42 protein-coding genes and 1 tRNA gene are annotated in these 25,976 nt (G+C 23.3%); 40 read left to right on the top strand and 3 right to left on the bottom strand.

Translation table 11 applies throughout. From position 1 onward, the window contains the following. Positions 1–35 precede the first annotated feature (35 nt). Positions 36–704 (top strand): ribulose-phosphate 3-epimerase, encoded by a 669-nt coding sequence (rpe, locus tag AACK90_RS01085; protein WP_339043629.1) that lies wholly within the window; start codon positions 36–38, stop codon positions 702–704. A gap of 58 nt (positions 705–762) precedes the next feature. Then, positions 763–1,770 (top strand): tryptophan--tRNA ligase, encoded by a 1,008-nt coding sequence (trpS, locus tag AACK90_RS01080; protein WP_339043627.1) that lies wholly within the window; start codon positions 763–765, stop codon positions 1,768–1,770. Between the two features lie 96 nt (positions 1,771–1,866). On the opposite strand, the gene tsgA is transcribed toward trpS, so the two are convergent. Further along, complete coding sequence (tsgA, locus tag AACK90_RS01075) at positions 1,867–3,033, bottom strand: MFS transporter TsgA (protein WP_339043625.1); 1,167 nt, start codon at positions 3,031–3,033, stop codon at positions 1,867–1,869. Positions 3,034–3,283: 250 nt separating this feature from the next. Here tsgA and tusD point away from each other — a divergent pair, with 250 nt between their 5' ends. From tusD to rplQ, 35 genes are all read left to right on the top strand, one after another. Then, positions 3,284–3,673 (top strand): sulfurtransferase complex subunit TusD, encoded by a 390-nt coding sequence (gene tusD / locus AACK90_RS01070; RefSeq protein WP_339043623.1) that lies wholly within the window; start codon positions 3,284–3,286, stop codon positions 3,671–3,673. 35 nt (positions 3,674–3,708) lie between these two features. Further along, complete coding sequence (tusC, locus tag AACK90_RS01065) at positions 3,709–4,068, top strand: sulfurtransferase complex subunit TusC (RefSeq protein WP_339043621.1); 360 nt, start codon at positions 3,709–3,711, stop codon at positions 4,066–4,068. Positions 4,069–4,082: 14 nt separating this feature from the next. Further along, entirely contained in the window at positions 4,083–4,367 is a 285-nt protein-coding gene (gene tusB, locus AACK90_RS01060; protein WP_339043619.1) for a sulfurtransferase complex subunit TusB, read from the top strand. A 72-nt stretch (positions 4,368–4,439) separates the two neighbouring features. After that, positions 4,440–4,814 (top strand): 30S ribosomal protein S12, encoded by a 375-nt coding sequence (gene rpsL, locus AACK90_RS01055; protein ID WP_339043617.1) that lies wholly within the window; start codon positions 4,440–4,442, stop codon positions 4,812–4,814. 47 nt (positions 4,815–4,861) lie between these two features. Beyond that, a complete protein-coding gene (gene rpsG, locus AACK90_RS01050) occupies positions 4,862–5,332 on the top strand; it encodes a 30S ribosomal protein S7 (protein ID WP_339043615.1) in 471 nt (156 codons plus the stop codon). Between the two features lie 22 nt (positions 5,333–5,354). Beyond that, positions 5,355–7,463: an elongation factor G gene (gene fusA, locus AACK90_RS01045; RefSeq protein WP_339043613.1), complete on the top strand. Its 2,109-nt coding sequence runs from the start codon at positions 5,355–5,357 to the stop codon at positions 7,461–7,463. 50 nt (positions 7,464–7,513) lie between these two features. After that, entirely contained in the window at positions 7,514–8,698 is a 1,185-nt protein-coding gene (tuf, locus tag AACK90_RS01040) for an elongation factor Tu (RefSeq protein WP_339043611.1), read from the top strand. A 323-nt stretch (positions 8,699–9,021) separates the two neighbouring features. Next, on the top strand, positions 9,022–9,333 hold the full coding sequence (rpsJ, locus tag AACK90_RS01035) for a 30S ribosomal protein S10 (protein ID WP_339043609.1): 312 nt from the start codon (positions 9,022–9,024) through the stop codon (positions 9,331–9,333). A gap of 33 nt (positions 9,334–9,366) precedes the next feature. Further along, positions 9,367–9,999 carry a 50S ribosomal protein L3 gene (gene rplC / locus AACK90_RS01030; RefSeq protein ID WP_339043607.1) on the top strand — a complete coding sequence of 211 codons (633 nt, stop codon included), beginning with the start codon at positions 9,367–9,369 and terminating at the stop codon, positions 9,997–9,999. A gap of 12 nt (positions 10,000–10,011) precedes the next feature. After that, positions 10,012–10,617 (top strand): 50S ribosomal protein L4, encoded by a 606-nt coding sequence (gene rplD, locus AACK90_RS01025; protein WP_339043605.1) that lies wholly within the window; start codon positions 10,012–10,014, stop codon positions 10,615–10,617. Next, on the top strand, positions 10,614–10,910 hold the full coding sequence (gene rplW / locus AACK90_RS01020; protein ID WP_339043603.1) for a 50S ribosomal protein L23: 297 nt from the start codon (positions 10,614–10,616) through the stop codon (positions 10,908–10,910). The genes rplD and rplW overlap by 4 nt, the downstream gene beginning before the upstream one ends. A 25-nt stretch (positions 10,911–10,935) precedes the next feature. Next, the gene (rplB, locus tag AACK90_RS01015; RefSeq protein WP_339043601.1) at positions 10,936–11,757 is read left to right on the top strand and encodes a 50S ribosomal protein L2; all 822 of its coding nucleotides are present in this window, start codon (positions 10,936–10,938) and stop codon (positions 11,755–11,757) included. A gap of 18 nt (positions 11,758–11,775) precedes the next feature. After that, positions 11,776–12,054, top strand: coding sequence for a 30S ribosomal protein S19 (gene rpsS, locus AACK90_RS01010; protein WP_339043599.1), 279 nt, complete (start codon positions 11,776–11,778; stop codon positions 12,052–12,054). 27 nt (positions 12,055–12,081) lie between these two features. Then, a complete protein-coding gene (rplV, locus tag AACK90_RS01005) occupies positions 12,082–12,411 on the top strand; it encodes a 50S ribosomal protein L22 (protein ID WP_339043597.1) in 330 nt (109 codons plus the stop codon). A gap of 22 nt (positions 12,412–12,433) precedes the next feature. Beyond that, entirely contained in the window at positions 12,434–13,132 is a 699-nt protein-coding gene (gene rpsC, locus AACK90_RS01000) for a 30S ribosomal protein S3 (protein WP_339043595.1), read from the top strand. A 15-nt stretch (positions 13,133–13,147) separates the two neighbouring features. Beyond that, positions 13,148–13,561 carry a 50S ribosomal protein L16 gene (gene rplP, locus AACK90_RS00995; RefSeq protein ID WP_339043593.1) on the top strand — a complete coding sequence of 138 codons (414 nt, stop codon included), beginning with the start codon at positions 13,148–13,150 and terminating at the stop codon, positions 13,559–13,561. Continuing rightward, positions 13,558–13,746: a 50S ribosomal protein L29 gene (rpmC, locus tag AACK90_RS00990; RefSeq protein WP_339043591.1), complete on the top strand. Its 189-nt coding sequence runs from the start codon at positions 13,558–13,560 to the stop codon at positions 13,744–13,746. Before rplP ends, rpmC begins: the two co-directional genes overlap by 4 nt. Further along, the gene (gene rpsQ, locus AACK90_RS00985; RefSeq protein WP_339043589.1) at positions 13,747–14,001 is read left to right on the top strand and encodes a 30S ribosomal protein S17; all 255 of its coding nucleotides are present in this window, start codon (positions 13,747–13,749) and stop codon (positions 13,999–14,001) included. 105 nt (positions 14,002–14,106) lie between these two features. Continuing rightward, on the top strand, positions 14,107–14,475 hold the full coding sequence (gene rplN / locus AACK90_RS00980; protein ID WP_339043586.1) for a 50S ribosomal protein L14: 369 nt from the start codon (positions 14,107–14,109) through the stop codon (positions 14,473–14,475). Positions 14,476–14,498: 23 nt separating this feature from the next. Continuing rightward, on the top strand, positions 14,499–14,810 hold the full coding sequence (gene rplX, locus AACK90_RS00975) for a 50S ribosomal protein L24 (RefSeq protein WP_339043584.1): 312 nt from the start codon (positions 14,499–14,501) through the stop codon (positions 14,808–14,810). A gap of 17 nt (positions 14,811–14,827) precedes the next feature. Next, positions 14,828–15,373, top strand: a complete 546-nt coding sequence (rplE, locus tag AACK90_RS00970; RefSeq protein ID WP_339043582.1) for a 50S ribosomal protein L5 — start codon at positions 14,828–14,830, stop codon at positions 15,371–15,373. A 15-nt stretch (positions 15,374–15,388) separates the two neighbouring features. Further along, a complete protein-coding gene (gene rpsN / locus AACK90_RS00965) occupies positions 15,389–15,694 on the top strand; it encodes a 30S ribosomal protein S14 (protein ID WP_339043580.1) in 306 nt (101 codons plus the stop codon). A gap of 41 nt (positions 15,695–15,735) precedes the next feature. Further along, positions 15,736–16,128, top strand: a complete 393-nt coding sequence (gene rpsH, locus AACK90_RS00960) for a 30S ribosomal protein S8 (RefSeq protein WP_339043578.1) — start codon at positions 15,736–15,738, stop codon at positions 16,126–16,128. A gap of 15 nt (positions 16,129–16,143) precedes the next feature. After that, positions 16,144–16,683, top strand: a complete 540-nt coding sequence (gene rplF, locus AACK90_RS00955) for a 50S ribosomal protein L6 (protein ID WP_339043576.1) — start codon at positions 16,144–16,146, stop codon at positions 16,681–16,683. Positions 16,684–16,693: 10 nt separating this feature from the next. Further along, on the top strand, positions 16,694–17,050 hold the full coding sequence (gene rplR / locus AACK90_RS00950; RefSeq protein ID WP_339043574.1) for a 50S ribosomal protein L18: 357 nt from the start codon (positions 16,694–16,696) through the stop codon (positions 17,048–17,050). A 15-nt stretch (positions 17,051–17,065) separates the two neighbouring features. Then, on the top strand, positions 17,066–17,569 hold the full coding sequence (gene rpsE, locus AACK90_RS00945; RefSeq protein WP_425333437.1) for a 30S ribosomal protein S5: 504 nt from the start codon (positions 17,066–17,068) through the stop codon (positions 17,567–17,569). Between the two features lie 6 nt (positions 17,570–17,575). Then, positions 17,576–17,752, top strand: coding sequence for a 50S ribosomal protein L30 (gene rpmD / locus AACK90_RS00940; RefSeq protein WP_339043572.1), 177 nt, complete (start codon positions 17,576–17,578; stop codon positions 17,750–17,752). Positions 17,753–17,761: 9 nt separating this feature from the next. Next, positions 17,762–18,193, top strand: coding sequence for a 50S ribosomal protein L15 (rplO, locus tag AACK90_RS00935; protein ID WP_339043570.1), 432 nt, complete (start codon positions 17,762–17,764; stop codon positions 18,191–18,193). An 11-nt stretch (positions 18,194–18,204) separates the two neighbouring features. Beyond that, a complete protein-coding gene (gene secY / locus AACK90_RS00930; protein WP_339043567.1) occupies positions 18,205–19,542 on the top strand; it encodes a preprotein translocase subunit SecY in 1,338 nt (445 codons plus the stop codon). Between the two features lie 27 nt (positions 19,543–19,569). Beyond that, entirely contained in the window at positions 19,570–19,686 is a 117-nt protein-coding gene (gene rpmJ, locus AACK90_RS00925; protein WP_339043565.1) for a 50S ribosomal protein L36, read from the top strand. A 73-nt stretch (positions 19,687–19,759) separates the two neighbouring features. Next, positions 19,760–20,116: a 30S ribosomal protein S13 gene (gene rpsM / locus AACK90_RS00920; protein ID WP_339043563.1), complete on the top strand. Its 357-nt coding sequence runs from the start codon at positions 19,760–19,762 to the stop codon at positions 20,114–20,116. 18 nt (positions 20,117–20,134) lie between these two features. Beyond that, entirely contained in the window at positions 20,135–20,524 is a 390-nt protein-coding gene (rpsK, locus tag AACK90_RS00915) for a 30S ribosomal protein S11 (protein ID WP_339043561.1), read from the top strand. 32 nt (positions 20,525–20,556) lie between these two features. Then, complete coding sequence (rpsD, locus tag AACK90_RS00910) at positions 20,557–21,177, top strand: 30S ribosomal protein S4 (protein WP_339043559.1); 621 nt, start codon at positions 20,557–20,559, stop codon at positions 21,175–21,177. 21 nt (positions 21,178–21,198) lie between these two features. Then, positions 21,199–22,188: a DNA-directed RNA polymerase subunit alpha gene (locus AACK90_RS00905; RefSeq protein WP_339043557.1), complete on the top strand. Its 990-nt coding sequence runs from the start codon at positions 21,199–21,201 to the stop codon at positions 22,186–22,188. 26 nt (positions 22,189–22,214) lie between these two features. After that, on the top strand, positions 22,215–22,595 hold the full coding sequence (gene rplQ / locus AACK90_RS00900; protein WP_339043555.1) for a 50S ribosomal protein L17: 381 nt from the start codon (positions 22,215–22,217) through the stop codon (positions 22,593–22,595). A 135-nt stretch (positions 22,596–22,730) separates the two neighbouring features. Here rplQ and fmt read toward each other — a convergent pair whose 3' ends face one another. Together fmt and def are read right to left on the bottom strand one after the other, a co-directional pair. Continuing rightward, complete coding sequence (gene fmt / locus AACK90_RS00895; RefSeq protein ID WP_339043553.1) at positions 22,731–23,669, bottom strand: methionyl-tRNA formyltransferase; 939 nt, start codon at positions 23,667–23,669, stop codon at positions 22,731–22,733. Beyond that, entirely contained in the window at positions 23,666–24,160 is a 495-nt protein-coding gene (gene def, locus AACK90_RS00890) for a peptide deformylase (protein ID WP_339043551.1), read from the bottom strand. Before def ends, fmt begins: the two co-directional genes overlap by 4 nt. 122 nt (positions 24,161–24,282) lie before the next feature. Here def and AACK90_RS00885 point away from each other — a divergent pair, with 122 nt between their 5' ends. The 3 genes from AACK90_RS00885 (at position 24,283) to AACK90_RS00875 (ending at position 25,932) form a co-directional block, all read left to right on the top strand. After that, positions 24,283–24,843, top strand: a complete 561-nt coding sequence (locus AACK90_RS00885) for a Sua5/YciO/YrdC/YwlC family protein (RefSeq protein ID WP_339043549.1) — start codon at positions 24,283–24,285, stop codon at positions 24,841–24,843. Continuing rightward, positions 24,836–25,696, top strand: coding sequence for a shikimate dehydrogenase (gene aroE, locus AACK90_RS00880; RefSeq protein ID WP_339043547.1), 861 nt, complete (start codon positions 24,836–24,838; stop codon positions 25,694–25,696). The genes AACK90_RS00885 and aroE overlap by 8 nt, the downstream gene beginning before the upstream one ends. A 163-nt stretch (positions 25,697–25,859) precedes the next feature. Then, positions 25,860–25,932: transfer RNA gene (locus AACK90_RS00875), tRNA-Glu, on the top strand. Positions 25,933–25,976 lie beyond the last annotated feature (44 nt).

Below are 25,976 nucleotides of genomic sequence, written 5' to 3'. Positions count from 1 at the left end.
TTATTAAATGTATTTTAAATTGGTTATTAAAATAAATGAAAAAAGTATTTTTAGCACCTTCAATACTATCAGCAAATTTTGCTATTTTAGGTGAAGAAATAAAAAATGTTTTAAATTTTGGAGCAGATATCATTCATTTTGATGTTATGGATAATCATTATGTTCCAAATCTGACATTCGGTCCAATGGTTTTAAAATCTATTCGAGATTATAATATTTTAGCACCAATTGATGTTCATATTATGGCAAAACCAGTAGATAGTTTAATTCCATTATTTGCTAAAGCTGGAGCAACTTATATTACTATTCATCCAGAATCTACAAATCATATTAATAGAACTTTAGATATTATTAAAGAAAATGGATGTAAAGTTGGAATAGCGATTAATCCTGCGTTATCAATTGATTTTTTAGATCATGTAATAGAAAAATTAGATTTAATTTTAATTATGTCTGTTGATCCAGGATTTTCAAATCAAAAATTTATATTAAATACTTTAAAGAAAATAAGGTTAGTGCAAAATAAAATAATTTTAAGTAAACGTAAAATTTATATTTCTGTTGATGGAGGAGTAAAATTTTGTCATTTGGATTCTCTTTTACAATTAGGAGTTAATATTTTTGTAATTGGATCATATATATTTAATCATTCAAATTATAAGTTTGTTATTAAAAAAATTAAAAATTATATATCTAATTTTTAATAATTTTATTATATAATTTTTTTGTTTTTAAGATAATTTTTTGAGAAAAAAAAAAATAATGAATAAAAAAAAAATAAAAGTTTTTAGTGCTATTCAACCCTCAGGAAGTTTAACTATAGGAAATTATATTAGTGTTTTAAGACATTGGAAAAAAATGCAAAAAAAATATCAATGTATTTTTTGTATAGCAGATTTGCATTCATTAACATCTCTTCATAAGGAAGATAATTTTTTAAGAAAAAAATCTATTTTAGATACTTTAGCTATATATTTAGCATGTGGAGTAAATCCAAAGAAAAGTATAATTTTTGTACAGTCATCTGTACATGAACATTCTTCATTAAATTGGATATTAAATTGTCATACTTATTATAATGAATTAATAAGAATGACTCAATTTAAAAATAAAATTTTTCATGTTACTGAAAAAATTAATACAGGATTATTTAATTATCCAACTTTAATGGCTGCAGACATTTTATTATATCAAACAGATAAAGTACATGTTGGAAGAGATCAAAAACAACATATTGAATTAACTAGAAATATTGCAACGAGATTTAATTCAAGATATGGAAAAATATTTAAAATTCCTGAATTATTAATTTATAATTTAGGTTCAAAAATAATGTCTTTAATGGATCCTAGAAAAAAAATGTCAAAATCTGATCTTAATAAAAAAAATGTAATTTTTTTATTAGAAAATTCTAAAGAAATTCTAAAAAAAATTAAATGTTCTATTACTGATTCTGACGTACCTCCAAAAATTTCTTTTGATTCAATATATAAACCTGGAATTTCAAATTTATTAGAAATTCTTTCTGCTTTAGTTGGAAAATCTATACATGAATTAGAACAACATTTTATTAAGAAATCTTATTCGGATTTAAAAAAAGAAGTATATCATTCTGTTGATATGCATATTTCTAAGATTCAAAAAAAATTTTTTATTTATAGAAAAGATAAAGATTTTTTAAAAAAAATATTTTTACAAGGTACTAATAAAGCATCAAAAATTGCTAAAAAAAATTTAAAGAAAGTTTATAAAAGTTTAGGTTTATTTTAATAGAATTTAAGTTTTATTTTATATTTATATATTTTAATAAGTTTTTATTAAAATATATAAAAATATAAATATTTTTTAGAATTTTAAATAATTATATTATTTTTTAATTTGTTTATATCTAAATAATATAAATATAAAAAAAATTAATAAATAAAAAATATTTGATGCGATAAGAGCGGATTTAACTCCTTGAAATTTTATAATTGGAGAAGTAACTAGGAATGTAAGTAAGGTTCCAATTGTTCCAAAAAGTAAAGTAAAATTAATTGTTTTAGGAGAAGGTTTAATTGTTTGTAAGGAAGTAAGAGTTAAAATTATTCCATAAATAGGTCCTGAAAAAAAACCTAATAAGTAAATAATAAAAAGAGACAGTAAATAGTTTGTATTTTGAATAAAACAAAAAATTGTAAGAGTTGATATTCCTGATAATAAGATAATAATTTTTTTAAAATTATATAATTTTAAAAAATAATTAAAAAACCACATTCCAATCATATAACTAGTCCAAAAAATACTGATAATTATATTAGATTTTTCTATATTAATTTTTAAATATTCTATAGAATATTCAGGAATCCAAGATAAAAAACCTAATTGTCCTAATATATATATTAATATTGCAACATATAAAAGAAAAATATTTGTATTTATATATGTTTCTTGAGTATTAATATGGTATGTTTTAATTTCATTTTTTATAAATTTTGGTAAAATCATTGTTTTAGAAGTAAAAAATATAACAAAATAAATTAATCCGATTAAAGAGTATACGTAATTCCATTGAATTTTATGTGTAATAAGAAATATATTTATGATTGGAAAAATAATTCCTGAAAGACTAAAAAATGAATCAGTTAAGAGCATTTTTTGAAATCTTTCTTGTCCATAATATAAATTTGTAATTAAAAATGTTCCAACAGATAAAATCATTCCACTTACTAAACCAAAAAACAATATACTTATTGAAAAAATTATTAAGTTAGTAGATAAAAGAGATAAAATAATAGCTAATGTTGTTAAAAATAAACCACAATCAAGTTGTTGTTGTAAAGGAAAAATTTCAAGGAACCATGAACTACAAAAAACTGATATTAATATTCCTAGATTTAAAAAATTTAAAATAGTACTTGCTTCTGAAATAGGAATTTTAAATTGAGTGGAAACATTTTTTATAATTAAACCTGTTACAGTTATTAAAGCTCCCATCAGAGCATAAGACATAAAACTTATAAAAGTTAATTTAATTCTATTTTTATATATCATAGTTTTTTTTTTAAATAAATTTATTAATTTGAATGTTAATTTTTTATTATAAAAATTAATTAATTTTTTATAGATATTTTAATTATATATAAAATATAAAAAAATTAAATAATATTAAGTTTATAAAAAATTTATATTTATAAAGTTTTAAACGTTTAAGATTATTATATATCTTATATAAGATAATTTGATTTTTTTTATTTTTATTTTTTTTATATAAAAATTTTATTTGTTAAAATGGAGGTTTTTATTGATTTATACTATTATTGTTAAAAGTTCTTTTTTTAGTAAAGAAAATTCTATTAGTGCTTTATTATTTTCTAAAGCGCTAATTATGAAAAAAAAACATTTTATAAAAAGTATTTTTTTTATAAGCGATGGTGTTTTAAACATGAATCGTTTTTTATCTTTCACAATTAATGAATTAAATCTTAAAAAAAAATGGATTAATTTTAGTAAAAAAAATAAAGTTAGATTAAATGTTTGTTTTAGTGCAGCATTAAGACGTGGTATTATAAATATTAAAAAAAAAATTAATTATGAAAATTTTGAAGGAAATTTAGGAATTTTTTTCAAAATTTCAAGCTTAGAAAAATTATCAAGAGATATTCAAAAATCTGATCGTGTTATACAATTTTAATTATTTTTTTTTTAAAAAAATTGGTTTTATATGTTATGAAAAGTATTGCTATTATTTTTTCTCATTCTCCTTTTGGAAATTTTTTAAGTAAAGATGGTTTAGATTTTTCTATTTCTTTAACTGCTTATTCTAAAAAAATAGAAATTTTTTTTATTGGTGATGGAGTATTTCAATGTTTAAAAAATAAAAATTCTAATTATATTTACTGTTATGATTATACGCAACGATTTAAAATTTTAAAAACTTTAGGAGTAAAAAAATTTTATTGTGATCAATCTTCTTTAGAAAGTCGAGGACTTTTAAATATTAAAAATTTTATTGTAACAATGAATATTTTAAATACTAAGAATTTTATTAATAAGTTATCTTTTTTTGATCATATTTTAAACTTTTAAAGAGTATAATAAAAATGCTTCATACTTTAATTAATTCTCCTTTTAAAAGTAATTTAATATTATTAAAAAGTATTATTAATGCAAAAGATGATTTTATTGCGTTACAAGATGGAGTATTAATTTCTTTAAAAAATAATTATTTTTTTAAAGATTTTTTTTTTAAAAAAAAATATGTTTTATTAAATGATTTACAAGCTAGAGGAATTTCATCTTCGATAATATCTGAATCTTTTTTTCCTATAGATTATGAATATTTTGTATATCTTACAGAAATTCATTCACAACAAGTTATTTGGTAATGAAAGATTTTTATAAAGAGATTTTATTGATTTTTAAACGTTTTATATTTATTTATATATATGGAAAAAAATATGGTTACTATTAATCAATTAGTTCGAAAAAATAGATTAAAAAAAATATTAAAAAGTAATGTTCCTGCTTTAGAAAAATGTCCTCAAAAAAGAGGAGTTTGTTTAAGAGTATATACAACAACTCCTAAAAAACCAAACTCTGCACTTCGAAAAGTATGTAGAGTGAGATTAACTAATGGTTTAGAAGTAACAGCTTATATTGGAGGTGAAGGGCATAATTTACAAGAACACTCTGTAATATTAATTAGAGGAGGAAGAGTAAAAGATTTACCAGGAGTAAGATATCATATTGTTCGTGGTGCTTTAGATTGTGCTGGTGTTAAAGAAAGAAAAAATAGTCGTTCTAAATATGGAGTAAAAAGAAAAAAAACTTAATTTATTAAAATTTTATAATATTTATATATTTTAATTAAGGAATAAAAATGCCTCGCAGAAAAGTAATTGGTTCTAGAAAAATATTACCAGATCCGAAATTTTCTTCTGAAATTTTAAGCAAATTTATTAATATATTAATGATTGATGGAAAAAAATCTATTTCAGAAATGATAGTTTATAATGCTTTAAAAGAACTTTCAAAAAAAACTGGTAAATCTCCTTTAGATTCTTTTGAAAATGCATTAGATAAAGTTCGTCCAGTTGTTGAAGTAAAATCTAGAAGAGTAGGAGGTTCTACTTATCAAGTTCCTATAGAAGTAAGACCTGTACGAAGAAATACTTTAGCTATGAGATGGATTGTTGATTCTGCTAGAAAAAGATCTGATAAATCAATGTCTTCTAGATTATTTAATGAATTATTTGATGCTTTATCAAATAAAGGAAATGCTGTAAAAAAAAAAGAAGAAGTACATAAAACAGCAGAAGTAAATAAAGCTTTTGCACATTATAGATGGTAATTTTAAGAAAATAAGGAATAGAATGTCTCGTTTTACTCCGATTAAAAATTATAGAAATATTGGAATTAGTGCACATATAGATGCTGGAAAAACAACAACTACAGAAAGAATTTTATTTTATACAGGAGTAAATCATAAAATAGGTGAAGTGCATGATGGAGCTGCAACTATGGATTGGATGGAACAAGAACAGGAAAGAGGAATAACTATTACTTCTGCAGCTACAACTGCTTTTTGGTCTGGAATGGCAAATCAATATAAATCTCATAGAATTAATATTATAGATACTCCTGGTCATGTAGATTTTACTATAGAAGTAGAAAGATCTATGAGGGTTTTAGATGGAGTAATTATGGTTTATTGTGCAGTAGGAGGAGTTCAACCTCAATCTGAAACTGTTTGGCGTCAAGCAAATAAATATAATGTTCCTAGAATTGCTTTTATTAATAAAATGGATAGATTAGGAGCAAATTTTTTAGAAGTTGTAGATCAAATTAAAATTCGTTTAGGAGCAAATCCTGTTCCTATTCAGTTAGCAATTGGAAAAGAAAATAATTTTGTAGGTATAATAGATTTAATTAAAATGAAAGCAATTCATTGGAATGAAAAAGATCAAGGAATTACATTTACTTATAAAAAAATTCCAGAAAATTTATTAGAAGAATCTAAAAAATTTAATCAAAAAATAATTGAATTAGTTGCTGACTTTAACGAAAAATTCATGGAAAAATATTTTAATGAAGAAGATTTTACAGAAGATGAAATTAAATCTGTTTTACGTGAAAAATCTTTAAAAAATGAAATAGTTTTAGTGACTTGTGGTTCAGCTTTTAAAAATAAGGGTGTACAAGCATTGTTAGATGCAGTGATTGATTATTTACCTTCTCCTATAGATGTCAATTCTATTTCAGGAACTTCATCTGTTGAAAATGATTTAAAAATTGTTAGGAAATCTAAAGATACAGAACCTTTTTCAGCATTAGCATTTAAAATTTCTACTGATCCTTATGTTGGAAATTTAACATTTTTTAGAGTATATTCAGGTATGATAAGTTCAGGAGATACTATTTTTAATTCTGTTAAATCTAAACGTGAACGTTTAGGAAGAATTGTTCAAATGCATGCAAATAAAAGAGAAGAAATAAAAGAGGTTTATTCTGGAGATATTGCAGCTGCAATTGGATTAAAAGATGTTATGACTGGAGATACTTTATGTAGTTATGAAAATCCTATTGTTTTAGAAAAAATGGAATTTCCAGAACCAGTTATTTCAATTGCAGTAGAGCCAAAAACAAAAGTTGATCAAGAAAAAATGGGAATAGCTTTAAATAGATTAGCTAAAGAAGATCCTTCTTTTAAAGTTTGGACTGACAAAGAATCTAATCAAACTATCATTGCTGGTATGGGAGAATTACATTTAGAAATTATAATTGATCGTATGAAAAGGGAATTTAGTGTTGATGCAAATATTGGAAAACCTCAAGTAGCATATAGAGAAACAATTGGTTTAGAAGTAAAAAATATTGAAGGAAAATATATAAAACAATCTGGAGGTAGAGGTCAATATGGACATGTTGTAATAGATATATTTCCTTTAGAGCCAGGATCTGAAGGGTATAAGTTTATTAATAGTATTAAAGGAGGTGTTATTCCAGGAGAATATATTTCTGCTGTAGAAAAAGGAATTCAAGAACAATTAAAATTTGGTCCATTAGCAGGTTATCCTGTATTAGATATTGGTATAAGATTGCATGATGGATCTTATCATGATGTTGATTCTTCAGAAATCGCTTTTAAATTAGCTGCATCTATTGCTTTTAAAAATGGGTTTAAAAAAGCTCGACCAATTTTATTAGAACCTATCATGACTGTTGAAGTAGAAACTCCTGAAGAATATATGGGTGATGTAATAGGTGATTTAAATCGTCGTCGAGGAATTATTGAAAGTATGATAGATCAGGATTTAAGAAAAATAATAAAATCTTTAGTTCCACTTTCAGAAATGTTTGGATATGCTACTGATTTACGTTCTCAAACTCAAGGTAGAGCTTCTTATTCTATGGAATTTTTAAAATATACAGAAGCTCCTAATAATATTTCTAAAGATATTATTGAAAGTAACATTAAGTAAAGTATTTTTTCAAAAATATAAATTTTATAATTCTACTTCAAGGTTAAATTATGTCAAAAGAAAAATTTAAACGTGTAAAGGTTCATATTAATGTAGGAACTATTGGACATGTTGATCATGGAAAAACTACTTTAACTGCAGCAATTACTACTGTTTTATCTAAAACATATGGAGGATCTGCTAGAGCTTTTGATCAGATAGATAATGCTCCTGAAGAGAAAGCTAGAGGAATTACTATTAATACTTCTCATGTAGAATATGATACTAAAGAAAGACATTATGCTCATGTTGATTGTCCTGGTCATGCTGATTATATAAAAAATATGATTACTGGAGCAGCTCAAATGGATGGGGCAATATTAGTTGTAGCTGCAACAGATGGACCAATGCCTCAGACACGTGAACATATTTTATTAGGTAGACAAGTAGGAGTTCCATATATTGTTGTTTTTTTAAATAAATGTGATATGGTAGATGACGAAGAATTATTAGAATTAGTTGAAATGGAAGTAAGAGATTTGTTAACTCAATATGAATTTCCAGGTGATGAAACTCCAATTATTAGAGGTTCTGCTTTGAAAGCTTTAGAAGGAGATCCTATATGGGAATCTAAAATAATTGATTTATCTAATACATTAGATCAATATATTCCAGAACCAAAAAGATTAATAGATGAACCTTTTTTATTACCTATAGAAGATGTTTTTTCAATTTCAGGAAGAGGAACTGTAGTAACTGGAAGGGTTGAAAAGGGAGTGATAAAAGTTGGTGAAGAAGTTGAAATTGTTGGAATAAAACCTACTACAAAAACTATTTGTACAGGTGTTGAGATGTTTAGAAAATTATTGGACGAAGGTAGAGCTGGAGAAAATATAGGAGTATTATTAAGAGGTACTAAAAGAGATGATATAGAAAGAGGTCAAGTTTTATCTAAACCTGGAAGTATTTTACCACATAATAAATTTGAATCTGAAGTTTATGTTTTATCAAAAGAAGAAGGGGGTAGACATACGCCTTTTTTTAAAGGATATAGACCACAATTCTATTTTAGAACTACAGATGTAACAGGATTTGTTGAGTTACCGAGTGATGTTGAAATGGTTATGCCTGGTGATAATATAAAAATTACAGTAACTTTAATACATCCAGTAGCTATGTCTGAAGGTTTAAGATTTGCTATTAGAGAAGGTGGAAGAACTGTTGGAGCAGGGGTTGTTGCTAAAGTTCTTAGTTAATTTTTTAAAATATTATTATTTTTAAATAGTCAAGAAAAGATTATTTCTTTTCTTGATTTAAAAATAAAAATTTTTTTAGAATATATAATAAAATAATTTTATATATTATATTTTTTTTAGAATATACTATTTAGTATTAGTTTGTAAAAATATCTATTTTATAATATTATTTATAAATAAATATTAAAATTTTATTTTTTAAGTAAAGAATTATATTTTTTATTTTAAAAAATTACAATAAATTATCCTAAAGTACTCTCTAAATATTTAAAAGAGAGTAATTTTTAGTTTTTATCATAATCAATAATTGGAGTTCTGATAATATGCAGAACCAAAGAATTAGAATACGTCTAAAAGCTTTTGATCATAAATTAATAGATTATTCTACTGCAGAAATTGTAGATACTGCAAAAAGAACTGGCGCTCAGGTTCGTGGACCTATACCTTTACCTACAAGAAAAGAAAAATTTACTGTTTTGATTTCTCCTCATGTAAATAAAGATGCTCGAGATCAATATGAAATTCGTACTCATAAAAGATTAATAGATATTGTTGAACCAACTGAAAAAACTGTTGATGCTTTAATGAGATTAGATCTTGCTGCTGGGGTAGATGTTCAAATTAGTTTGGGTTAATTAAATTAAATTTTTAGGAGTTAATAAAAAATTGTGTTTGGATTAGTTGGAAAAAAAATTGGGATGACAAGAATTTTTGATAAGGAAGGTTTTTCTACACCTGTAACAGTAATTGAAATTACTGAAAATAGAATTACTCAAATTAAAAAAAATGTTTCAAAAAAATTTTTTTTAGTACAATTAACTACAGGAACAAAAAAAATATATTCTTTAAATAAACCAGAATTAGGTCATTTTAATAAAAATAAAATTGTTCCAGGACGTGGATTATGGGAATTTAAAACGTCTTTAAAAAAAAAATTTTTTATTGGACAAAAATTGAATGTGGATTTTTTTCAAGATTTTAAAAAAGTAGATATTACAGGTTTTTCTAAAGGAAAAGGTTTTTCTGGGACTATTAAACGTTGGAATTTTTCTTCACAGGATGCTACTCATGGAAATTCTTTATCTCATAGAGCTCCTGGTTCTATTGGTCAAAATCAAACTCCTGGGAGAGTTTTTAAAGGAAAAAAAATGGCTGGTCATTTAGGAAATAAAAAAGTTACTATACAAAGTTTATTAATTATTCAAATAAATTTAAAAAGTAATTATTTATTAATAAAAGGATCGGTTCCTGGATCTTTAGGAGGAGATTTAATTGTTAAGCCAGCTATTAAAAAAAAATAAGGAGTATTTTTAATGGAATTGATTTTAAAAGATACAAATGAAATTGTTAAAATTTCTAATTTAGTTTTTAGTCGAGATTTTAATAAATTTTTAGTTCATCAAGTTTTAAAATCTCATAGTATTTCAAAAAGACAAGGAACAAAAGCACAAAAGAGTCGTGCAGAAGTTTCTGGTTCTGGAAAAAAACCTTGGAGACAAAAAGGTACAGGTAGGGCTCGTGTTGGTTCTATTAGAAGTCCTATTTGGAGATCTGGTGGAGTTACTTTTGCTTCTAAACCAAGGGATTATAAGCAAAAAATTAATAAAAAGATGTATCGTGGTGCTTTAAGATGTATTTTATCTGAATTATTACGTGTTAATAGAATAATTGTATTAAAAAATTTTTCAATAAAATATCCTAAAACAAAAAAATTGTTAACAAAATTAAAAACTTTAAATATAGAAGATGTACTAATTATACAAAAAATATTAGATACAAAAATTTTATTAGCTTCTAGAAATTTATATAAAGTTTCTGTAATTAATTCAAACTTTATTAATCCGTTAATTTTATTAACTCATTCTTATGTTTTAATTACTTTAGATGCATTAAAAGATATAGAGGAAAATCTTTTATGATAAAAAAAAATTTTTTATTTAAAACAATAAATTCTTTACATATTTCAGAAAAATCTAATCAATGTCAAGAAAAAAATAATGTTATTGTTTTAAAAGTTAATAAAAATTCTACAAAAAAAGAGATTAAAATTGCTGTTTTTAAAATGTTTAATCTTTTGGTAAAAAAAGTTAATTTAGTTAATATAAAAGGCAAATCAAAAAAAAAAGGTAAAAATATTACTAAGAAAAAAACAATTAAAAAAGCTTATATTTTTTTAAAGAAAAATCAGAATCTAGATTTTTTAAAATTATAATTAAGAATTAATTAGAGAAAAATGAATGGCAATTATTAAATGTAAACCAACATCTCCTGGTCGTAGACACGTAATTAAAGTAGTAGATCATAGTTTATATAAAGGGAAACCTTTTTCTAATTTAGTGAGAAAAAAAAATAAACATGGAGGAAGAAACAATAGAGGAAGAATTACGACAAGACATATTGGAGGGGGACATAAAAATTTATATCGTATTATAGATTTTAAACGTAATAAAGATAATATTTTAGCAACTGTGATACGTTTTGAATATGATCCTAATCGTTCTTCAAACATTGCTTTAATATTGTATAAAGATGGTTTATATAGTTATATTTTATCTCCTAAAGGAATTAAAATAGGTTCTACTGTATGTTCTGGAAAAAATGTTGAAATAAAAATAGGAAATGTTTTACCTTTAAATAAAATTCCAGTAGGTACTTTAATTCATAATGTTGAATTAAAACCAGGAAAAGGAGGTCAATTAGCACGTTCTGCTGGTAGTTATTTACAATTAATATCAAAAGAATTAAATTATGTAAGTGTACGTATGCGTTCTGGAGAGATTAGAAAAATTTTATCTAAATGTAGAGCAACGATTGGAGAAGTTGGAAATTCTGAACATATGTTACAAGTGTTTGGTAAAGCTGGAGCATCTCGTTGGAGAGGAATTAGACCAACTGTAAGAGGAACTGCTATGAATCCAGTAGATCATCCTCATGGAGGTGGAGAAGGTAGAAATTTTGGAAAACATCCAGTAACTCCTTGGGGAGTTCAAACGAAAGGAAAGAAAACAAGAAAAAATAAGAGAACAAAAAAATTTATTATTCGTTCTCGTAAAAAATAATTTTATATAGGATATTTTATGCCTCGTTCTTTAAAAAAAGGTCCGTTTATTGATGAAAGTTTATATAAGAAAGTAGAATTAGCGGTTTTAAAAAAGGATAAAAAACCTATAAAAACTTGGTCTAGACGTTCTACAATTTTTCCAAATATGATTGGTTTAACAATTTCTATACATAATGGAAAGCAACATATTCCTGTTTTTATTACAGAGGAAATGGTCGGTCATAAATTAGGAGAATTTTCTTTAACAAGAACTTACCGAGGTCATACTTCTGATAGGAAGATTAAAAAACGTTAAATTTTTATATAAAAATAGGATAAATATGTGAAAGTTATAGCTAAATATAAAAAAGCATGTTCTTCAGCACAAAAATTAAGGTTAATAGCGAATGTTATTCGTGGAAAAAGAGTGGATAAAGCAATTGATATATTAAATTTTTCTAAAAAAAAAGCATCTATCTTAATTAAGAAAGTTCTTGAATCAGCTATTTCTAATGCAGAACATAATAATGGATTAGATATAGATTTATTAAGAATAAGCACTATTTTAATAGATGAAGGTCCAACTATGAAAAGAATGATGCCTCGAGCAAAAGGACGAGCAGATCAAATTTTAAAACGTACTAGTCATATTACAATTGTTGTTTCAGATTGAAAATTTTGGGGATAATATAATAATGGGACAAAAAGTACATCCACATGGAATGAGATTAGGAATTATTAGACAATGGAATTCTATATGGTTTTCAAATAGTAAAAATTTTTCTAACTATTTAAATAGTGATTTTAAAGTTCGTCGATTTTTAATGAAAAAATTATTTCGTGCATCTGTATCAAAAATTGTTATAGAAAGACCATCTAAAACAATGAAGGTAATTATATATACTGCACGTCCAGGAATTGTTATTGGAAAAAAAGGTGAAGATATAGAAAATTTAAGAAAAATAATTTCAAATATTGCTCAAGTTCCTGCACAAATAACAATTTCAGAAATAAAAAAACCAGAATTAGACTCAAAATTAGTAGCGGATAACATTGTTTCTCAGTTAGAAAGGAGAGTAATGTTTAGAAGGGCAATGAAAAGAGCAATTCAAAATTCAATGAGACATGGAGCTAAAGGAATTAAAGTAGAAATTAGTGGAAGATTAGGAGGAGCTGAGATTGCAAGAACAGAATGGCAAAGAGAAGGAAGAGTTCCATTACATACTTTAAGAGCAGATATTGATTATAGTTCTTTAGAAGCTCATACAACTTTTGGAGTAGTAGGAGTTAAAGTTTGGATTTTTAAGGGAGAAATTTTAGGTGGTATGCCGAAAATAAATAAAGTTATATCAAATATACAATTAAAAAAACAAAATAAAAGAATTCGTAAGTAAGGAGAATTTTTTAAAATGCTTCAGCCAAAAAAAACAAAATTTAGAAAAATGCATAAAGGACGTAATAGAGGTTTAATTTTTAATGATAATGTTATTTTTGGATCTTTTGGTTTAAAAGCTATTACGAGAGGGCGTTTAACTTCTCGTCAAATTGAATCTGCTCGAAGAATTATTGCTCGATATATTAAAAGGTTAGGAAAGGTTTGGATAAGAATTTTTCCAGATAAACCTATTACTCAAAAACCTTTAGAAGTGCGTATGGGAAAAGGAAAGGGAAATGTTGAATATTGGGTAGCTTTAATTCAACCTGGGAAAATTTTATATGAAATTAATGGAATTTCTGAAAATGTTGCTCGTAAAGCATTTAAATTAGCTTCAGCAAAATTACCTGTTAAAACAATTTTTGTTTTAAAAATGGAAAATTTATGAATATTATCAAATTAAGAAAAAAAAATTGTAAATTTCTTGAAAAAGAGTTATTTAGTTTATTTAAAGAACAATTTAATTTACGTATGCAATTTACTTCTAAAAAATTAATTCAAACTCATTTATTAAAAAAAAATAGAAAAAAAATTGCTATTATTAAAACATTGATATCTGAAAAGGATTATTAAATGTCGGAAAAAAGTAAATTTTTGAAAGGTTATGTAATAAGTAATAAAATGCAAAAATCTATAGTAGTTCTTGTAGAGCGATTTATTAAGCATCCAATGTATAAAAAATTTGTAAAAAAAAAAACTAAATTTCATGTTCATGATGAATATAATAAATGTTCTATAGGAGATATTGTTTTAATTAAAGAAAATAGACCAATTTCAAAGAAAAAGTCTTGGATTTTAGTTGATATTTTAAAAAAATGTGTTTTTTAAAAAAAAAATAATTTATAGAAGACATGATAAAATTTTTTATTTTCATGTTTTCTAGAATAGTTTACAATTTTTTTTAAACTCATAATATAATGAGGAAATTATTATATGATTCAAGAACAAACTGTTTTAAATGTTGCAGATAATTCAGGAGCTCGTTCAGTAATGTGTATTAAAGTTTTAGGAGGATCTAGGAGAAGATATGCAAATATTGGAGATGTTATTAAAATTACTATTAAAGAAGCCATTCCAAGAGGAAAAGTAAAAAAAGGAGAAGTTTTAAAAGCTGTAATTGTTAGAACTAAAAAAGGAATTAGAAGATCAGATGGTTCTTTAATTAGATTTGATAGTAATTCTTGTGTAGTTCTAAATAATAATGAACAACCAATAGGAACACGTATTTTTGGTCCAGTTACTCGTGAATTACGTACAGAAAAATTTATGAAAATAATTTCTTTAGCACCAGAAGTTTTATAATTATATTATAGGTAAGAATATATATGGCATCTAAAATTCGATCTAATGATAAAGTGATTGTTTTATCAGGAAAATATAAAAAGAAAATTGGAATTGTAAAAAAAGTTTTATCTAAAAATAAAGTTATTGTTGAAGGAATAAATATTGTTATAAAGCATCAAAAACCTATTCCTTCACAAAATAAACCTGGAGGGATAATTAAAAAGGAGTCTTATATTCATATTTCTAATATAGCTCTTTTAAATCCGATAACAAATAAACCAGATAAAGTAGGATTTAAATTTAAAAATGGAAAAAAAATAAGATTTTTTAAATCTAATAATGTTGATCTATAGTAATTTGGAATATAATTATGAGTGATATTTATAATTTGTATAAAAAAACAATCGTACCTAAATTAATTAAAAAATTTAATTATAGTTCTGTAATGCAAGTTCCAAAATTTGAGAAAATTGTTTTAAATATGGGTGTTGGAGAAGCAATATCTAATAAGAAAAAATTAGATTATGCTATTTCTGATTTAACTATTATATCTGGTCAAAAACCTATTGTTACAAAAGCTAGAAAATCTATTGCTGGATTTAAAATTAGACAAGGATATATTATTGGATGTAAAGTTACTTTAAGAGGATTAAGAAAATGGCATTTTTTGAATAAATTAATTAATATTGCAATGCCTAGAATAAGAGATTTTAGGGGTTTTTCTAAAAATTCTTTTGATGGTCGAGGTAATTATAATTTTGGAATAAAAGAACAAATAATTTTTCCAGAAATTGATTATGATAAAATAGATAAAATTAGAGGATTAGATGTATCTATTGTAACTACAGCTAATACAAATGTAGAAGGATTTTTTTTATTATCAGAATTTAATTTTCCTTTTAGAGAAAAAAATTAATTAAGGTGTATTTATATGGCTAAACAGTCTATGAAAGAAAGAGAAAAAAAAAGAATTTTTTTAGGGAATAAATTTTTTAAAAAAAGAATGAAATTGAAATTTATGATTATTAATTTAAATTTGTCAAAAAAAGAAAGATGGAATGCTGTTTTTAAATTACAAAAATTACCAAGAGATTCTAGTATTTCAAGACAAAGAAATCGTTGTTTTTTAACTGGACGACCACATGGATTTTTAAGAAAATTTGGTTTAAGTAGAATAAAATTAAGAGAAGCTGCTATGAGAGGAGAAATTCCAGGTTTAAGAAAATCGAGTTGGTAATTAAAAAAAATAATTTAAATTTGTATTAGGAATAATATTATATGAGTATGCATGATCCTATATCAGATATGTTTGTGCGAATTAAAAATGGACAATTTGCTAATAAAATTTCAGTAAATATGCCTTTTTCTAAATTTAAAGAACAGATTGCGAATTTATTAAAAAAAGAGGGATATATTAAAGATTTTTGTATAAATAAAATAAAAAAACCAAAATTAAAAATTTTTTTAAAATATTTTAAAGGTAAACCTGTTATTGAAAAAATTTTTAGAATAAGTAAACCAGGGTTAAGAGTATATAAAAAAAAAAGTGACATTCCTCAAGTTATGTCTGGTTTAGGAATTTCTATTATATCCACTTCAAAAGGAATATTTTCAGATAAGGAAGCGAGAAATAAAGGTTTGGGTGGTGAAGTAATTTGTTATGTTTCTTAATTAAAAGGAGCTAGAATGTCTAGAATAGCTAAGCGTTCAATAATTATCCCAGATAATGTTGAAGTTTTTTTAGATAATCAATATGTTCAAATTAAAGGTCAGAAAGGAATTTTAAAACGTAGATTTAATAATCTTGTTGAAATTAATTTAAAAGATAAAATTTTAAATATAAGAGCTAGAAAATCTAGTTTAAATGGATGGATGCAAGCTGGTACTGTACGATCTTTAATTAATTCAATGATTTTAGGAGTTACTTACGGATTTTCTAAAAAGTTAATTTTAGTAGGAGTTGGATATAAGTTTGCATTAGAAAATAGTAAAAAAAAGTTAATATTGTCTTTAGGATATTCACATAATATTGTATATTTTTTACCTTTTGGAATTGATATTGAATTAATTTCTCAAACAGAAATAGTGATTAAAGGAATAGATAAACAGTTAGTTGGACAAGTATCTGCAAATTTAAGATTATATCGTAGACCGGATGCATATAAAGGAAAAGGTATACGTTATTATAATGAGTTTGTAAAAACTAAAGAGGCAAAGAAGAAATAAGATGCAATCTATGAATTTTAAAAGTAAAATAAGAAAAAAAAGAGCTTTAAAAATACGTTGTAAATTAAAATCTTTAAAGGTAATTCGTTTAGTTGTACATAAAACATCTCGTCATATTTATGCTCAAATAATATCTTCAGATAACTTTTCTATTATAGCATTTGCTTCGACTTTAGAAAAAGAAATAAGTAAAAATTTAAGTTATACTGGAAATAAAAAATCTGCACAAGTTATTGGAAAAATTATTGCACAAAGAGCTTTAAAAAAAGGAGTAAAAAAAGTTTCTTTTGATCGTTCAGGTTTTAAATATCATGGAAGAATTATGGAATTAGCAAATTCTGCTCGTAAATTTGGACTTCAGTTTTAAGGAAAATTTATTTTTATGATTAATAATGAAAAAAAATATGTTGGAGAATTACAAGAAAAATTAATTACAGTAAATAGAGTTTCTAAAACTGTAAAAGGAGGAAGAATATTTTCTTTTACAGCATTAACTGTAGTTGGAAATAGAAATGGAAAAGTTGGTTTTGGTTATGGAAAAGCAAGAGAAGTTCCATTTGCTATTCAAAAAGCAATGGAACGTGCTAAAAGAAATATGATTAGTTTTAAATTAAAAAATAAAACTTTACAGCATACTGTTATAGAATTTTATACGAGTTCTAAGGTATTTATGAAACCAGCATCTGAAGGAACTGGAATTATTGCTGGAGGTGCTATGAGAGCTGTTTTAGAAGTTTCAGGAGTTCAAAATGTTTTAGCAAAAACTTATGGTTCAACTAATCCAATTAATGTTGTTAGAGCAACTATTAATGGTTTAAATAATATGAAATCTCCAAAAGACATTGCTGAAAAACGAAATAAATCTATTAAAGATATTTATGAGTAAAAAACTATGGAAAAATTTTTAATTGTTACACAAATAAAAAGTAGTATTGGTATACTTCCTAAACATAAATTAACTTTAAAAGGATTAGGTTTAAGACATATTAATCATACAGTAAAAAGAAAAAAAAATAAGTCTATTATTGGTATGATTAATAAGATTTCTTATATGTTAAAAGTCAGATAGGTAAAAAATATGTATTTAAATACAATATTTACGGATTGTAAAAATAAAAAAAAAAAACGTTTAGGGAGAGGTATAGGATCTGGTTTAGGAAAAACTTCTGGAAGGGGTCATAAAGGTCAAAAATCTAGAACTGGAAGCAGTATTCGTAGAGGTTTTGAAGGAGGTCAAACTCCGTTTTATAGAAGAATTCCAAAATTTGGTTTTATTTCAAGAAAAAAGAAAATAAAAAAAGAATTAAGATTATGTGAATTAACTTCTTTAAATGAAAAAATAATAAATTTAAATATTCTTAAAAAAAGAAATTTAATTAAATCCAATGTTAAACAGGTGAAGATTATTTCTTCTAAAAATTTTTCTTATATTATAAAAATTCAAGGTTTATCTGTAACGAAAGGAGCTCGTTTAATAATTGAATCTTTCGGAGGAACAGTCGAGGAATAATAATAATAATAATGGATAAAAAAAAAAATATTTTAAAAAGTAAAAAGTTAGGAATGAATTTATCTGAAATAAAAAAAAGAATAATTTTTTTAATTTTTTCTTTAGTAATTTTTCGTTTAGGATCTTTTATTCCTGTTCCAGGTATTGATACAGTATCTTTATCTCGATTATTAAATAATCAACAAGGAACTTTTGTTGAAATGTTAAATATGTTTTCTGGTGGGGCATTAAGTAGAGCATCAATTTTTTCATTAGGAATAATGCCTTATATTTCTTCTTCAATTATTATTCAATTATTAACGTTTATATATCCTTCTTGGAAAGAATTAAAAAAAGAGGGAGAATCTGGAAGAATAAAAATTAATCAATATACTAAATATTTTACTTTAATTTTATCTATTATACAATCTATTGGAATAGCAATTAGTTTACCAAATATTCCTGGAATGAGGTCATTAATTTTTAATTTAGATTTTTGTTTTTATATAACTGCAATTATAAGTTTAGTTACAGGAACAATTTTTTTAATATGGGTAGGAGATTTAATTACAGAACATGGATTGGGAAATGGAATTTCTGTAATTATTTTTTCTGGTATTGTAGCAAATTTACCAATTGCTATTATTCATACTTTACAAGATTTAAAATTAAGAAATTTAAGTTATAGTATTTTTTTTTTAATAAATTTTTTAGTTTTTTTTATTATTTATTTTGTTGTATTTGTAGAAAGAAGTCAAAGAAAAATAACAATTTATTATTCAAATAGACAACAAAAAAATAATTTATATTCTTCAAATATTGCTTATTTGCCTTTAAAAATAAATATGTCTGGAGTTATTCCTGCAATTTTTGCTTCTAGTGTAGTATTATTTCCTGTGACAATTATTTCTTGGTTAAAAGGTAATAATTTTCAAACTAATTCAATTTTAAATTCAATGTATAATAATTTACAACCTGGTCAATTAATTTATATAATTTTATATACTTTTGCTATAGTTTTCTTTTGTTTTTTTTATACTAATTTAGCTTTTAATTCAAGAGAAACTTCGGAAAATTTAAAAAAATCTGGAGCTTTTATACAAGGAATTCGTCCAGGAGAAAACACTTCAAATTATATAAAAAAAATTATGTTTAAATTAACTTTAATTAATTCATTTTATATTGTTTTTATATGTTTAATTCCTGAATTTATGCATTTTTTTATGCATGTTCCATTTTATTTTGGTGGAACATCATTATTAATAGTAGTGGTTGTAATTATAGATTTAATTGTTCAATTACAAACTTTAGTTATGTCAAAACAATATCAATCTTCTTTTAAAAGAGCTAATTTAAATTTACATAGATAAATATTTTTTATAACAAGAGAAGAAATTATGAAAGTGAAAACATCAATTAAAAAATTTTGTAGAAATTGTAAAATTATACGTAGGAAAAATGTTGTTCGTGTTATATGTAGTAATGATCCTAAACATAAACAAAGACAAGGTTAAAAAATTGAAATTTTTTTTTTTTTAAATTTTAATTTTTATATATTTTTTACATAAATAAGAGGAGTTTATTGAATTGACTCGTATAGCAGGAATAAATGTTCCTGATAAAAAACGTACAGTAATTGCTTTAACATCAATTTATGGAATAGGAAAATCTCGTTCTAAATTAATATGTCGTTTATTAAATATATCTGATTGTTTATATATTTCTAAATTAACTAAAAAACAAATAGATCTTTTAAGAACTACTATTTCAAAATTTATTGTTGAAGGTGATTTAAGAAGAGAAAGAACTTTAAAAATTAAAAGATTGATTGATCTTGGTTGTTATAGAGGAGTTCGTCATCGTAGAAAGTTACCAGTACGTGGACAAAGAACAAAAACTAACGCTCGTACTAGAAAAGGTCCTCGTAAATTAATAAAAAAATAATTTAGGTTATTAATAATTATGTCAAAAAAAAAAGTAAGAATTAAAAAACGCATAAAAAATCAGATAATTGATGGAATTGCTCATATTTATGCTTCTTTTAATAATACGATTGTTACAATTACAGATAAAAAAGGTAATACTTTAGGATGGGCTACTTCTGGAGGTTCTGGTTTTAGAGGATCTAGAAAGTCTACTCCATTTGCAGCTCAAGTCGCAGCAGAAAAATGTGCTGAAAAAGTTAAAGATTATGGCATAAAAAATTTAGATATAATGGTAAAAGGACCAGGTCCAGGAAGAGAATCTACAATTAGAGCTTTAAATTCAGCAGGATTTAAAATTATTAATATTATTGATATTACACCTATTCCACATAATGGATGTAGACCCCCTAAAAAAAGAAGAGTGTAATTTTTTTATTTGTTAAATATAGAGAAAAAAAAATGGCTAAGTATTTAGGTCCAAAATTAAAATTAAGTAGAAGAGAAAAAACAGATTTATATCTTAAATCTGGTTTAAGACCTATTAGTTCAAAATGTAAAATTGATCATTTACCTGGTCAACATGGTTCTAGAAAACAAAGATTGTCTGATTATGGTATACAATTAAGAGAAAAACAAAAAGTTCGTAGATTATATGGTATTTTAGAAAAACAATTTCGAAAATATTATAAAATTGCTTCTAAATCAAGGGGAAATACTGGAGAAAAATTATTACAATTATTAGAAAATAGATTAGATAATATAGTATATAGAATTGGTTTTGGAACTACACGAGCGGAATCTCGACAACTAGTTAGTCATAAATCTATTAGTGTAAATAATAAAATAGTAAATATTCCTTCTTATCAGGTTTCTGTAAATGATGTTATTGAAGTAAGAGAGAAATTTAAAAAACATTTAAGGATAAAAGCATCTTTAGAATTATCTGAACAAAAAGAACAAGTTTCATGGATAGATTTGAATTTAAATAAAATGCAGGGTATTTTAAAAAGAAAACCAGACAGAACAGATTTATCTTCTGAAATCAATGAACATTTAATCGTAGAACTTTATTCTAAATAATATTTTTAAAGGTTTCATATAATGTCCGATTTATTAAGAAAATTTTTAAAACCCCGTTTAGTTGATATAAAACAATATAGTTCAACTCATTCTAAAGTTACTTTAGAGCCTTTAGAAAGAGGTTTTGGTCATACTTTAGGAAATTCTTTACGTAGAATTTTGTTGTCATCTATTCCTGGATGTGCTGTAACAGAAGTAGAAATTGATGGTGTTTTGCATGAATATAGTACAAAAGAAGGAATTAAAGAAGATATTCTTGAAGTATTATTAAATTTAAAAGAGTTATCTGTTAATATTTATGGAAAGAATTCTGCATATATAATTTTACAAAAAAAAGGAATAGGAGTTGTTACTGCATCTGATTTAAAATGTGATTCAAGTGTTGAAATTTTTAAATTAAATCATATTATTTGTAATTTAACTCATAAAAATTCTTCTATAAGTATGAAAATTAAAGTTCAAAGAGGTAGGGGTTATTCTCCTGCTTCTTCTCGTATAAAAAAAAATGAAAATGAAAATTATATAGGAAGATTATTTATAGATGCATGTTATAGCCCTATTGTTCGAGTTTCTTATATAGTAGAAGCAGCAAGAGTAGAAAGAAGAACTGATTTGGATCGATTGATTATAGAATTAGAAACTAATGGTTCTATTAATCCTGAAGATGCTATTAAAAAATCTGCAACAATTTTATCAAATCAATTAGAATCTTTTGTAGATTTAAAAGATGTTTGTGAACCAATTGAAACTGTTGTAAAACCTGAATTTGATCCGATTTTATTAAAACCTGTTGATGATTTAGAATTAACTGTTCGTTCAGCGAATTGTTTAAAAGCTGAATCTATACATTATATTGGAGATTTAATACAAAAGACTGAAGTAGATTTATTAAAGACTCCAAATTTAGGAAAAAAATCGTTAACTGAAATAAAAGATATATTATCTTCTAGAAATTTATCCTTAGGGACAAAATTACAGAATTGGCCTCCAGAAAGTATTATAGAAGAATAAAATTGTTTTACAAAGGATAATAAATTATGCGACATCAAAAAGTTGGTCGTAAATTAAATAGAAAACGTAGTCATTTAAAAGCTATGATAAAAAATTTAACTTGTTCTCTTTTAATACATGAAAAAATTAAAACTACTATAGCAAAATCAAAAGAATTAAGAAGAACAGTAGAACCAATTATTACAATTTCAAAAATTGATAACCTTTCTAATAGAAGATTAGTTTTTTCTAGAATTAGAAATAATTTTGTTGTTTATAAGCTTTTTAAAGATTTAGGTCCTTTTTTTTTAAATAGATCTGGTGGTTATATAAAAATTATTAAATGTGGATTTCGAAACGGAGATAAGTCTCCAATGGCATATATTTTATTAGTTAATAGAAATAATTTTATAGAAACTAAAAAGTAGTTTATAAAATAATAAAATTTTAAAGAATTTATAAAAAACAAACGGCAAAAATGCCGTTTTGTTTTTTTTTTTTTTTTTTTTTTTTTTTTTTTTTTTTTTTTTTTAAATGTTTATATTTCAATTTTTTAAAATTTTTTAATTTAAAATTTTTCCTATTTTGAATAATTTTTTATAAGAATTTATTATTTGAGAAACATTATTTTTTTTTTTTCCAGAAATTTGTAATTTTTTTATTTTAAGTATATTTTTTTTTGTAGATATGAAAATTCCATTTTTATTAGCTTTGAGAATAGTTCCTGGAATATTTTTTTTTGAAGATTTTACTATTTTTGCTTTCCAAATTTTAATCATTATTTTTTTAATAAAAAAAAAAGATCCGGGCCATAAAATAAAAGCTCTTATTTGTTTTTCTATATTTTTAGCATTAGAATGCCAATTTATTAATCCATTTTTTTTTTTTATTTTATTAGTATATGTTACTTTTTTTTCATTTTGTGGAATTTTTATTATTTTTTTAAGAAATATTTTTTTTAAACATTTAATTAATGATTTTTTTCCAAGTATAGATAATTTTTTTAATAGTGTTATATATGTTTCATTTTTTTTTATAATTATTGATTTTTTATATAAAATATATCCTGAATCTATTTTCTCATTAATTTCTATAATTGTTATTCCTGTTTTTTTTATTCCTTGTAGTATTGTGTATTGTATTGGAGATGGTCCTCTTAATTTTGGTAATAAAGAAGTATGTACATTTATACAACCAAGTGGAAATAAATTAATTATTTTTTTTGGTATAATTAATCCATATGAAACTACTATCATTATATGTGGTTTAATATTTTTTATATATTGATAAATTTTTTTAGAATTTAAAGATTTTGGTTGAATAAATTCTATTTTATTTTGTATTGCTATTTTTTTTACTTCAGAAAATATATTTTTATTTCTTATTTTATTATCTAATTTTGTAATTATACTTATAATATTAAATTTTTTTATAATTAGTTGATTTAAATGTTCTGCTGATAATTTATTTGTTCCAGCAAATATTATTTTTTTTTTTTTCATATTTTTTTTTTAAAACTTTTATAAATTCTATTTTTTTTTAAAGATGATAGATAATCTATAAATAATATTCCTTTTAAATGATCTATTTCGTGTTGTATACAAACAGATAAAATTGATTCTGCTTTTATAAGAATTTTTTTTCCAAAAATATTAAAAGCTTTTACAGTAATAAATTCAGATCTAGAATGAGTTATATATTCATATTTTGGAATAGATAAGCATCCTTCCTTTATATTAATTTTTCCATTTTTTTTTATAATTTTAGGATTTATTAAAACTATCGGATTTTTTAAAGGGTATATTTTATCTATTACTATAATTTGACGATTAATATTTACTTGTATTGCTGCTAATCCAATTCCTTTTTTTTTATACATTGTTTCGAACATATTATTAACTATATTTTTTATTTTTTTATTAAAATTTGTTACTGGTTGTGCTATTTTTCTAAGTTTTTTATTTGGATATTTAAGTATTTTTAAAATGGACATATTATTTTTTATTTGAAATTTTTAATTTTAAATAGAATTTAAAATTTTATTTTGTATTATAATATATTTTATATATAACATTTGATAGAACTGTTTAATATAAATTTTTAGGATTTTTTATAATGAATACAATTTTTATAAAATCTTTAAAATATTGTATAAAAAAGTTGCATGAAAATAAAGTTATTGCTTATCCTACTGAGTCAGTTTTTGGATTAGGTTGTAATCCAGATAGTAAAATTGCGGTAAAAAAATTATTATTTTTAAAAAATAGAAATATCAATAAAGGTTTTATATTAATATCGAGTAATTACAGTCAATTAGTTCCATATATTTCTGAGAAAAAAATTTTAAATAAAAAAAAAATTTTATTAGAAAACAAATTTTTTTTAACATATTTAGTTCCAGCTGTTCAAGGAATTCCTATTTGGTTAACTGGATCTTCTAAATTTATAGCAGTAAGAATTACAAAAAATAAATTTATTAAAAATTTATGTTTTATTTATGGAAAACCAATTATTTCAACAAGTGCAAATATTTCTGGATATAAACCATGTCTGAATAATTATGAAATTAAAAATGTTTTTGGAAAAGATTTTCCAATATTAAAAGGTTTTTTAGGAGATGGTAAAAAACCATCTAAAATTGTTAATTTATTAACAGGAGAAATATTACGTGAATAATTTATATGAAAAAAAAATTTATGCTGTTTTTGGAAATCCTATAAGTCATAGTAAATCTCCAGAGATACATAATTTTTTTTATAAATTATATAATTTAAATCAAAAATATATTAAAATTCATCTTTCAAAAAAAAATTTTTTAAAAAATATTTCTTTTTTTTTTAAAAGAGGAGGAAAAGGAGCTAATATTACTTTACCTTTTAAAGAAAAAGTATTTTCTTTATGTCATGAAATAACTAATCGTGCGAAAATTGCAGGATCTATTAATACTTTAAAACTTTTTGAAAATGAAACCATATTAGGAGATAATACTGATGGAATAGGTTTTTTATCTGATTTATTGTTAAAAAAAATTGTAAAAAGAAAATTTAATATATTAATTATTGGAGCTGGTGGAGCAGCTAGAGGTATTATATATCCTTTATTAAAGTTTGGATGTAATATTTTTATTACAAATAGAACTTTTAATAAAGCAAAAATTTTATCAAAAGAGTTTCAAAATTTTGGAAACATAGAATCTATTACTTTAAAAAATTTAAATCAAATGAAATTTAATATAATTGTAAATGCTACTTCAGCAGGAATTTTTAATAATATTCCTTTAATACCAGAAAATATAATTAGAAAAGAAACTATATGTTATGATATGTTTTATAAAGAAAAAAATACTAACTTTATGAAGTTTTGTAAAAATTTTGGCTCTAATAAAGTTTTTAATGGAATAGGAATGCTTGTTAATCAAGCTGCTCATTCTTTTTTTTTATGGAATAATATTTTTCCAAATGTAAAAAAAACAATAAAATTTTTAACAAAAAAAAAAATAAAAAAAAATAATAAATCTTTAAAATATTAAAATGTTTAATATTTTTTAAAAATATTAAAAAAAACTTGACTCTAATTTTTGAATCTGTACAATAGTTACATTAGTATTAAATATTTTTTTGAATATTAATAAATTAAAATTTTTTAATAAAATTAAATTTTTTGTTATTTTTATTTTTTTTTAAAAAAAAAATGTCCCTTTCGTCTAGCGGTCTAGGACACTGCCCTTTCACGGCGGCAACAGGGGTTCAATTCCCCTAGGGGACAAAATTTTTTTTAAAAAAAATATTTATTATTTTTATATATTGTGA

The organism is Buchnera aphidicola (Periphyllus acericola), from assembly GCF_964019855.1.
GTDB lineage: Bacteria > Pseudomonadota > Gammaproteobacteria > Enterobacterales > Enterobacteriaceae > Buchnera_J > Buchnera_J aphidicola_BC.
The sequence above is the reverse complement of the archived record's forward strand: the minus strand, read 5'-3'. Positions and strand labels throughout refer to the sequence as shown.

Coding starts and splice junctions, on each gene's coding strand:
- rpe (WP_339043629.1), top strand. CDS start 36: ATGAAAAAAGTATTTTTAGCACCTTCAATACTATCAGCAAATTTTGCT.
- trpS (WP_339043627.1), top strand. CDS start 763: ATGAATAAAAAAAAAATAAAAGTTTTTAGTGCTATTCAACCCTCAGGA.
- tsgA (WP_339043625.1), bottom strand. CDS start 3,033: ATGATATATAAAAATAGAATTAAATTAACTTTTATAAGTTTTATGTCT.
- tusC (WP_339043621.1), top strand. CDS start 3,709: ATGAAAAGTATTGCTATTATTTTTTCTCATTCTCCTTTTGGAAATTTT.
- tusB (WP_339043619.1), top strand. CDS start 4,083: ATGCTTCATACTTTAATTAATTCTCCTTTTAAAAGTAATTTAATATTA.
- rpsL (WP_339043617.1), top strand. CDS start 4,440: ATGGTTACTATTAATCAATTAGTTCGAAAAAATAGATTAAAAAAAATA.
- rpsG (WP_339043615.1), top strand. CDS start 4,862: ATGCCTCGCAGAAAAGTAATTGGTTCTAGAAAAATATTACCAGATCCG.
- fusA (WP_339043613.1), top strand. CDS start 5,355: ATGTCTCGTTTTACTCCGATTAAAAATTATAGAAATATTGGAATTAGT.
- tuf (WP_339043611.1), top strand. CDS start 7,514: ATGTCAAAAGAAAAATTTAAACGTGTAAAGGTTCATATTAATGTAGGA.
- rpsJ (WP_339043609.1), top strand. CDS start 9,022: ATGCAGAACCAAAGAATTAGAATACGTCTAAAAGCTTTTGATCATAAA.
- rplD (WP_339043605.1), top strand. CDS start 10,012: ATGGAATTGATTTTAAAAGATACAAATGAAATTGTTAAAATTTCTAAT.
- rplW (WP_339043603.1), top strand. CDS start 10,614: ATGATAAAAAAAAATTTTTTATTTAAAACAATAAATTCTTTACATATT.
- rplB (WP_339043601.1), top strand. CDS start 10,936: ATGGCAATTATTAAATGTAAACCAACATCTCCTGGTCGTAGACACGTA.
- rpsS (WP_339043599.1), top strand. CDS start 11,776: ATGCCTCGTTCTTTAAAAAAAGGTCCGTTTATTGATGAAAGTTTATAT.
- rpsC (WP_339043595.1), top strand. CDS start 12,434: ATGGGACAAAAAGTACATCCACATGGAATGAGATTAGGAATTATTAGA.
- rplP (WP_339043593.1), top strand. CDS start 13,148: ATGCTTCAGCCAAAAAAAACAAAATTTAGAAAAATGCATAAAGGACGT.
- rpmC (WP_339043591.1), top strand. CDS start 13,558: ATGAATATTATCAAATTAAGAAAAAAAAATTGTAAATTTCTTGAAAAA.
- rpsQ (WP_339043589.1), top strand. CDS start 13,747: ATGTCGGAAAAAAGTAAATTTTTGAAAGGTTATGTAATAAGTAATAAA.
- rplN (WP_339043586.1), top strand. CDS start 14,107: ATGATTCAAGAACAAACTGTTTTAAATGTTGCAGATAATTCAGGAGCT.
- rplX (WP_339043584.1), top strand. CDS start 14,499: ATGGCATCTAAAATTCGATCTAATGATAAAGTGATTGTTTTATCAGGA.
- rplE (WP_339043582.1), top strand. CDS start 14,828: ATGAGTGATATTTATAATTTGTATAAAAAAACAATCGTACCTAAATTA.
- rpsN (WP_339043580.1), top strand. CDS start 15,389: ATGGCTAAACAGTCTATGAAAGAAAGAGAAAAAAAAAGAATTTTTTTA.
- rpsH (WP_339043578.1), top strand. CDS start 15,736: ATGAGTATGCATGATCCTATATCAGATATGTTTGTGCGAATTAAAAAT.
- rplF (WP_339043576.1), top strand. CDS start 16,144: ATGTCTAGAATAGCTAAGCGTTCAATAATTATCCCAGATAATGTTGAA.
- rplR (WP_339043574.1), top strand. CDS start 16,694: ATGAATTTTAAAAGTAAAATAAGAAAAAAAAGAGCTTTAAAAATACGT.
- rpsE (WP_425333437.1), top strand. CDS start 17,066: ATGATTAATAATGAAAAAAAATATGTTGGAGAATTACAAGAAAAATTA.
- rpmD (WP_339043572.1), top strand. CDS start 17,576: ATGGAAAAATTTTTAATTGTTACACAAATAAAAAGTAGTATTGGTATA.
- rplO (WP_339043570.1), top strand. CDS start 17,762: ATGTATTTAAATACAATATTTACGGATTGTAAAAATAAAAAAAAAAAA.
- secY (WP_339043567.1), top strand. CDS start 18,205: ATGGATAAAAAAAAAAATATTTTAAAAAGTAAAAAGTTAGGAATGAAT.
- rpmJ (WP_339043565.1), top strand. CDS start 19,570: ATGAAAGTGAAAACATCAATTAAAAAATTTTGTAGAAATTGTAAAATT.
- rpsK (WP_339043561.1), top strand. CDS start 20,135: ATGTCAAAAAAAAAAGTAAGAATTAAAAAACGCATAAAAAATCAGATA.
- rpsD (WP_339043559.1), top strand. CDS start 20,557: ATGGCTAAGTATTTAGGTCCAAAATTAAAATTAAGTAGAAGAGAAAAA.
- AACK90_RS00905 (WP_339043557.1), top strand. CDS start 21,199: ATGTCCGATTTATTAAGAAAATTTTTAAAACCCCGTTTAGTTGATATA.
- rplQ (WP_339043555.1), top strand. CDS start 22,215: ATGCGACATCAAAAAGTTGGTCGTAAATTAAATAGAAAACGTAGTCAT.
- fmt (WP_339043553.1), bottom strand. CDS start 23,669: ATGAAAAAAAAAAAAATAATATTTGCTGGAACAAATAAATTATCAGCA.
- def (WP_339043551.1), bottom strand. CDS start 24,160: ATGTCCATTTTAAAAATACTTAAATATCCAAATAAAAAACTTAGAAAA.
- AACK90_RS00885 (WP_339043549.1), top strand. CDS start 24,283: ATGAATACAATTTTTATAAAATCTTTAAAATATTGTATAAAAAAGTTG.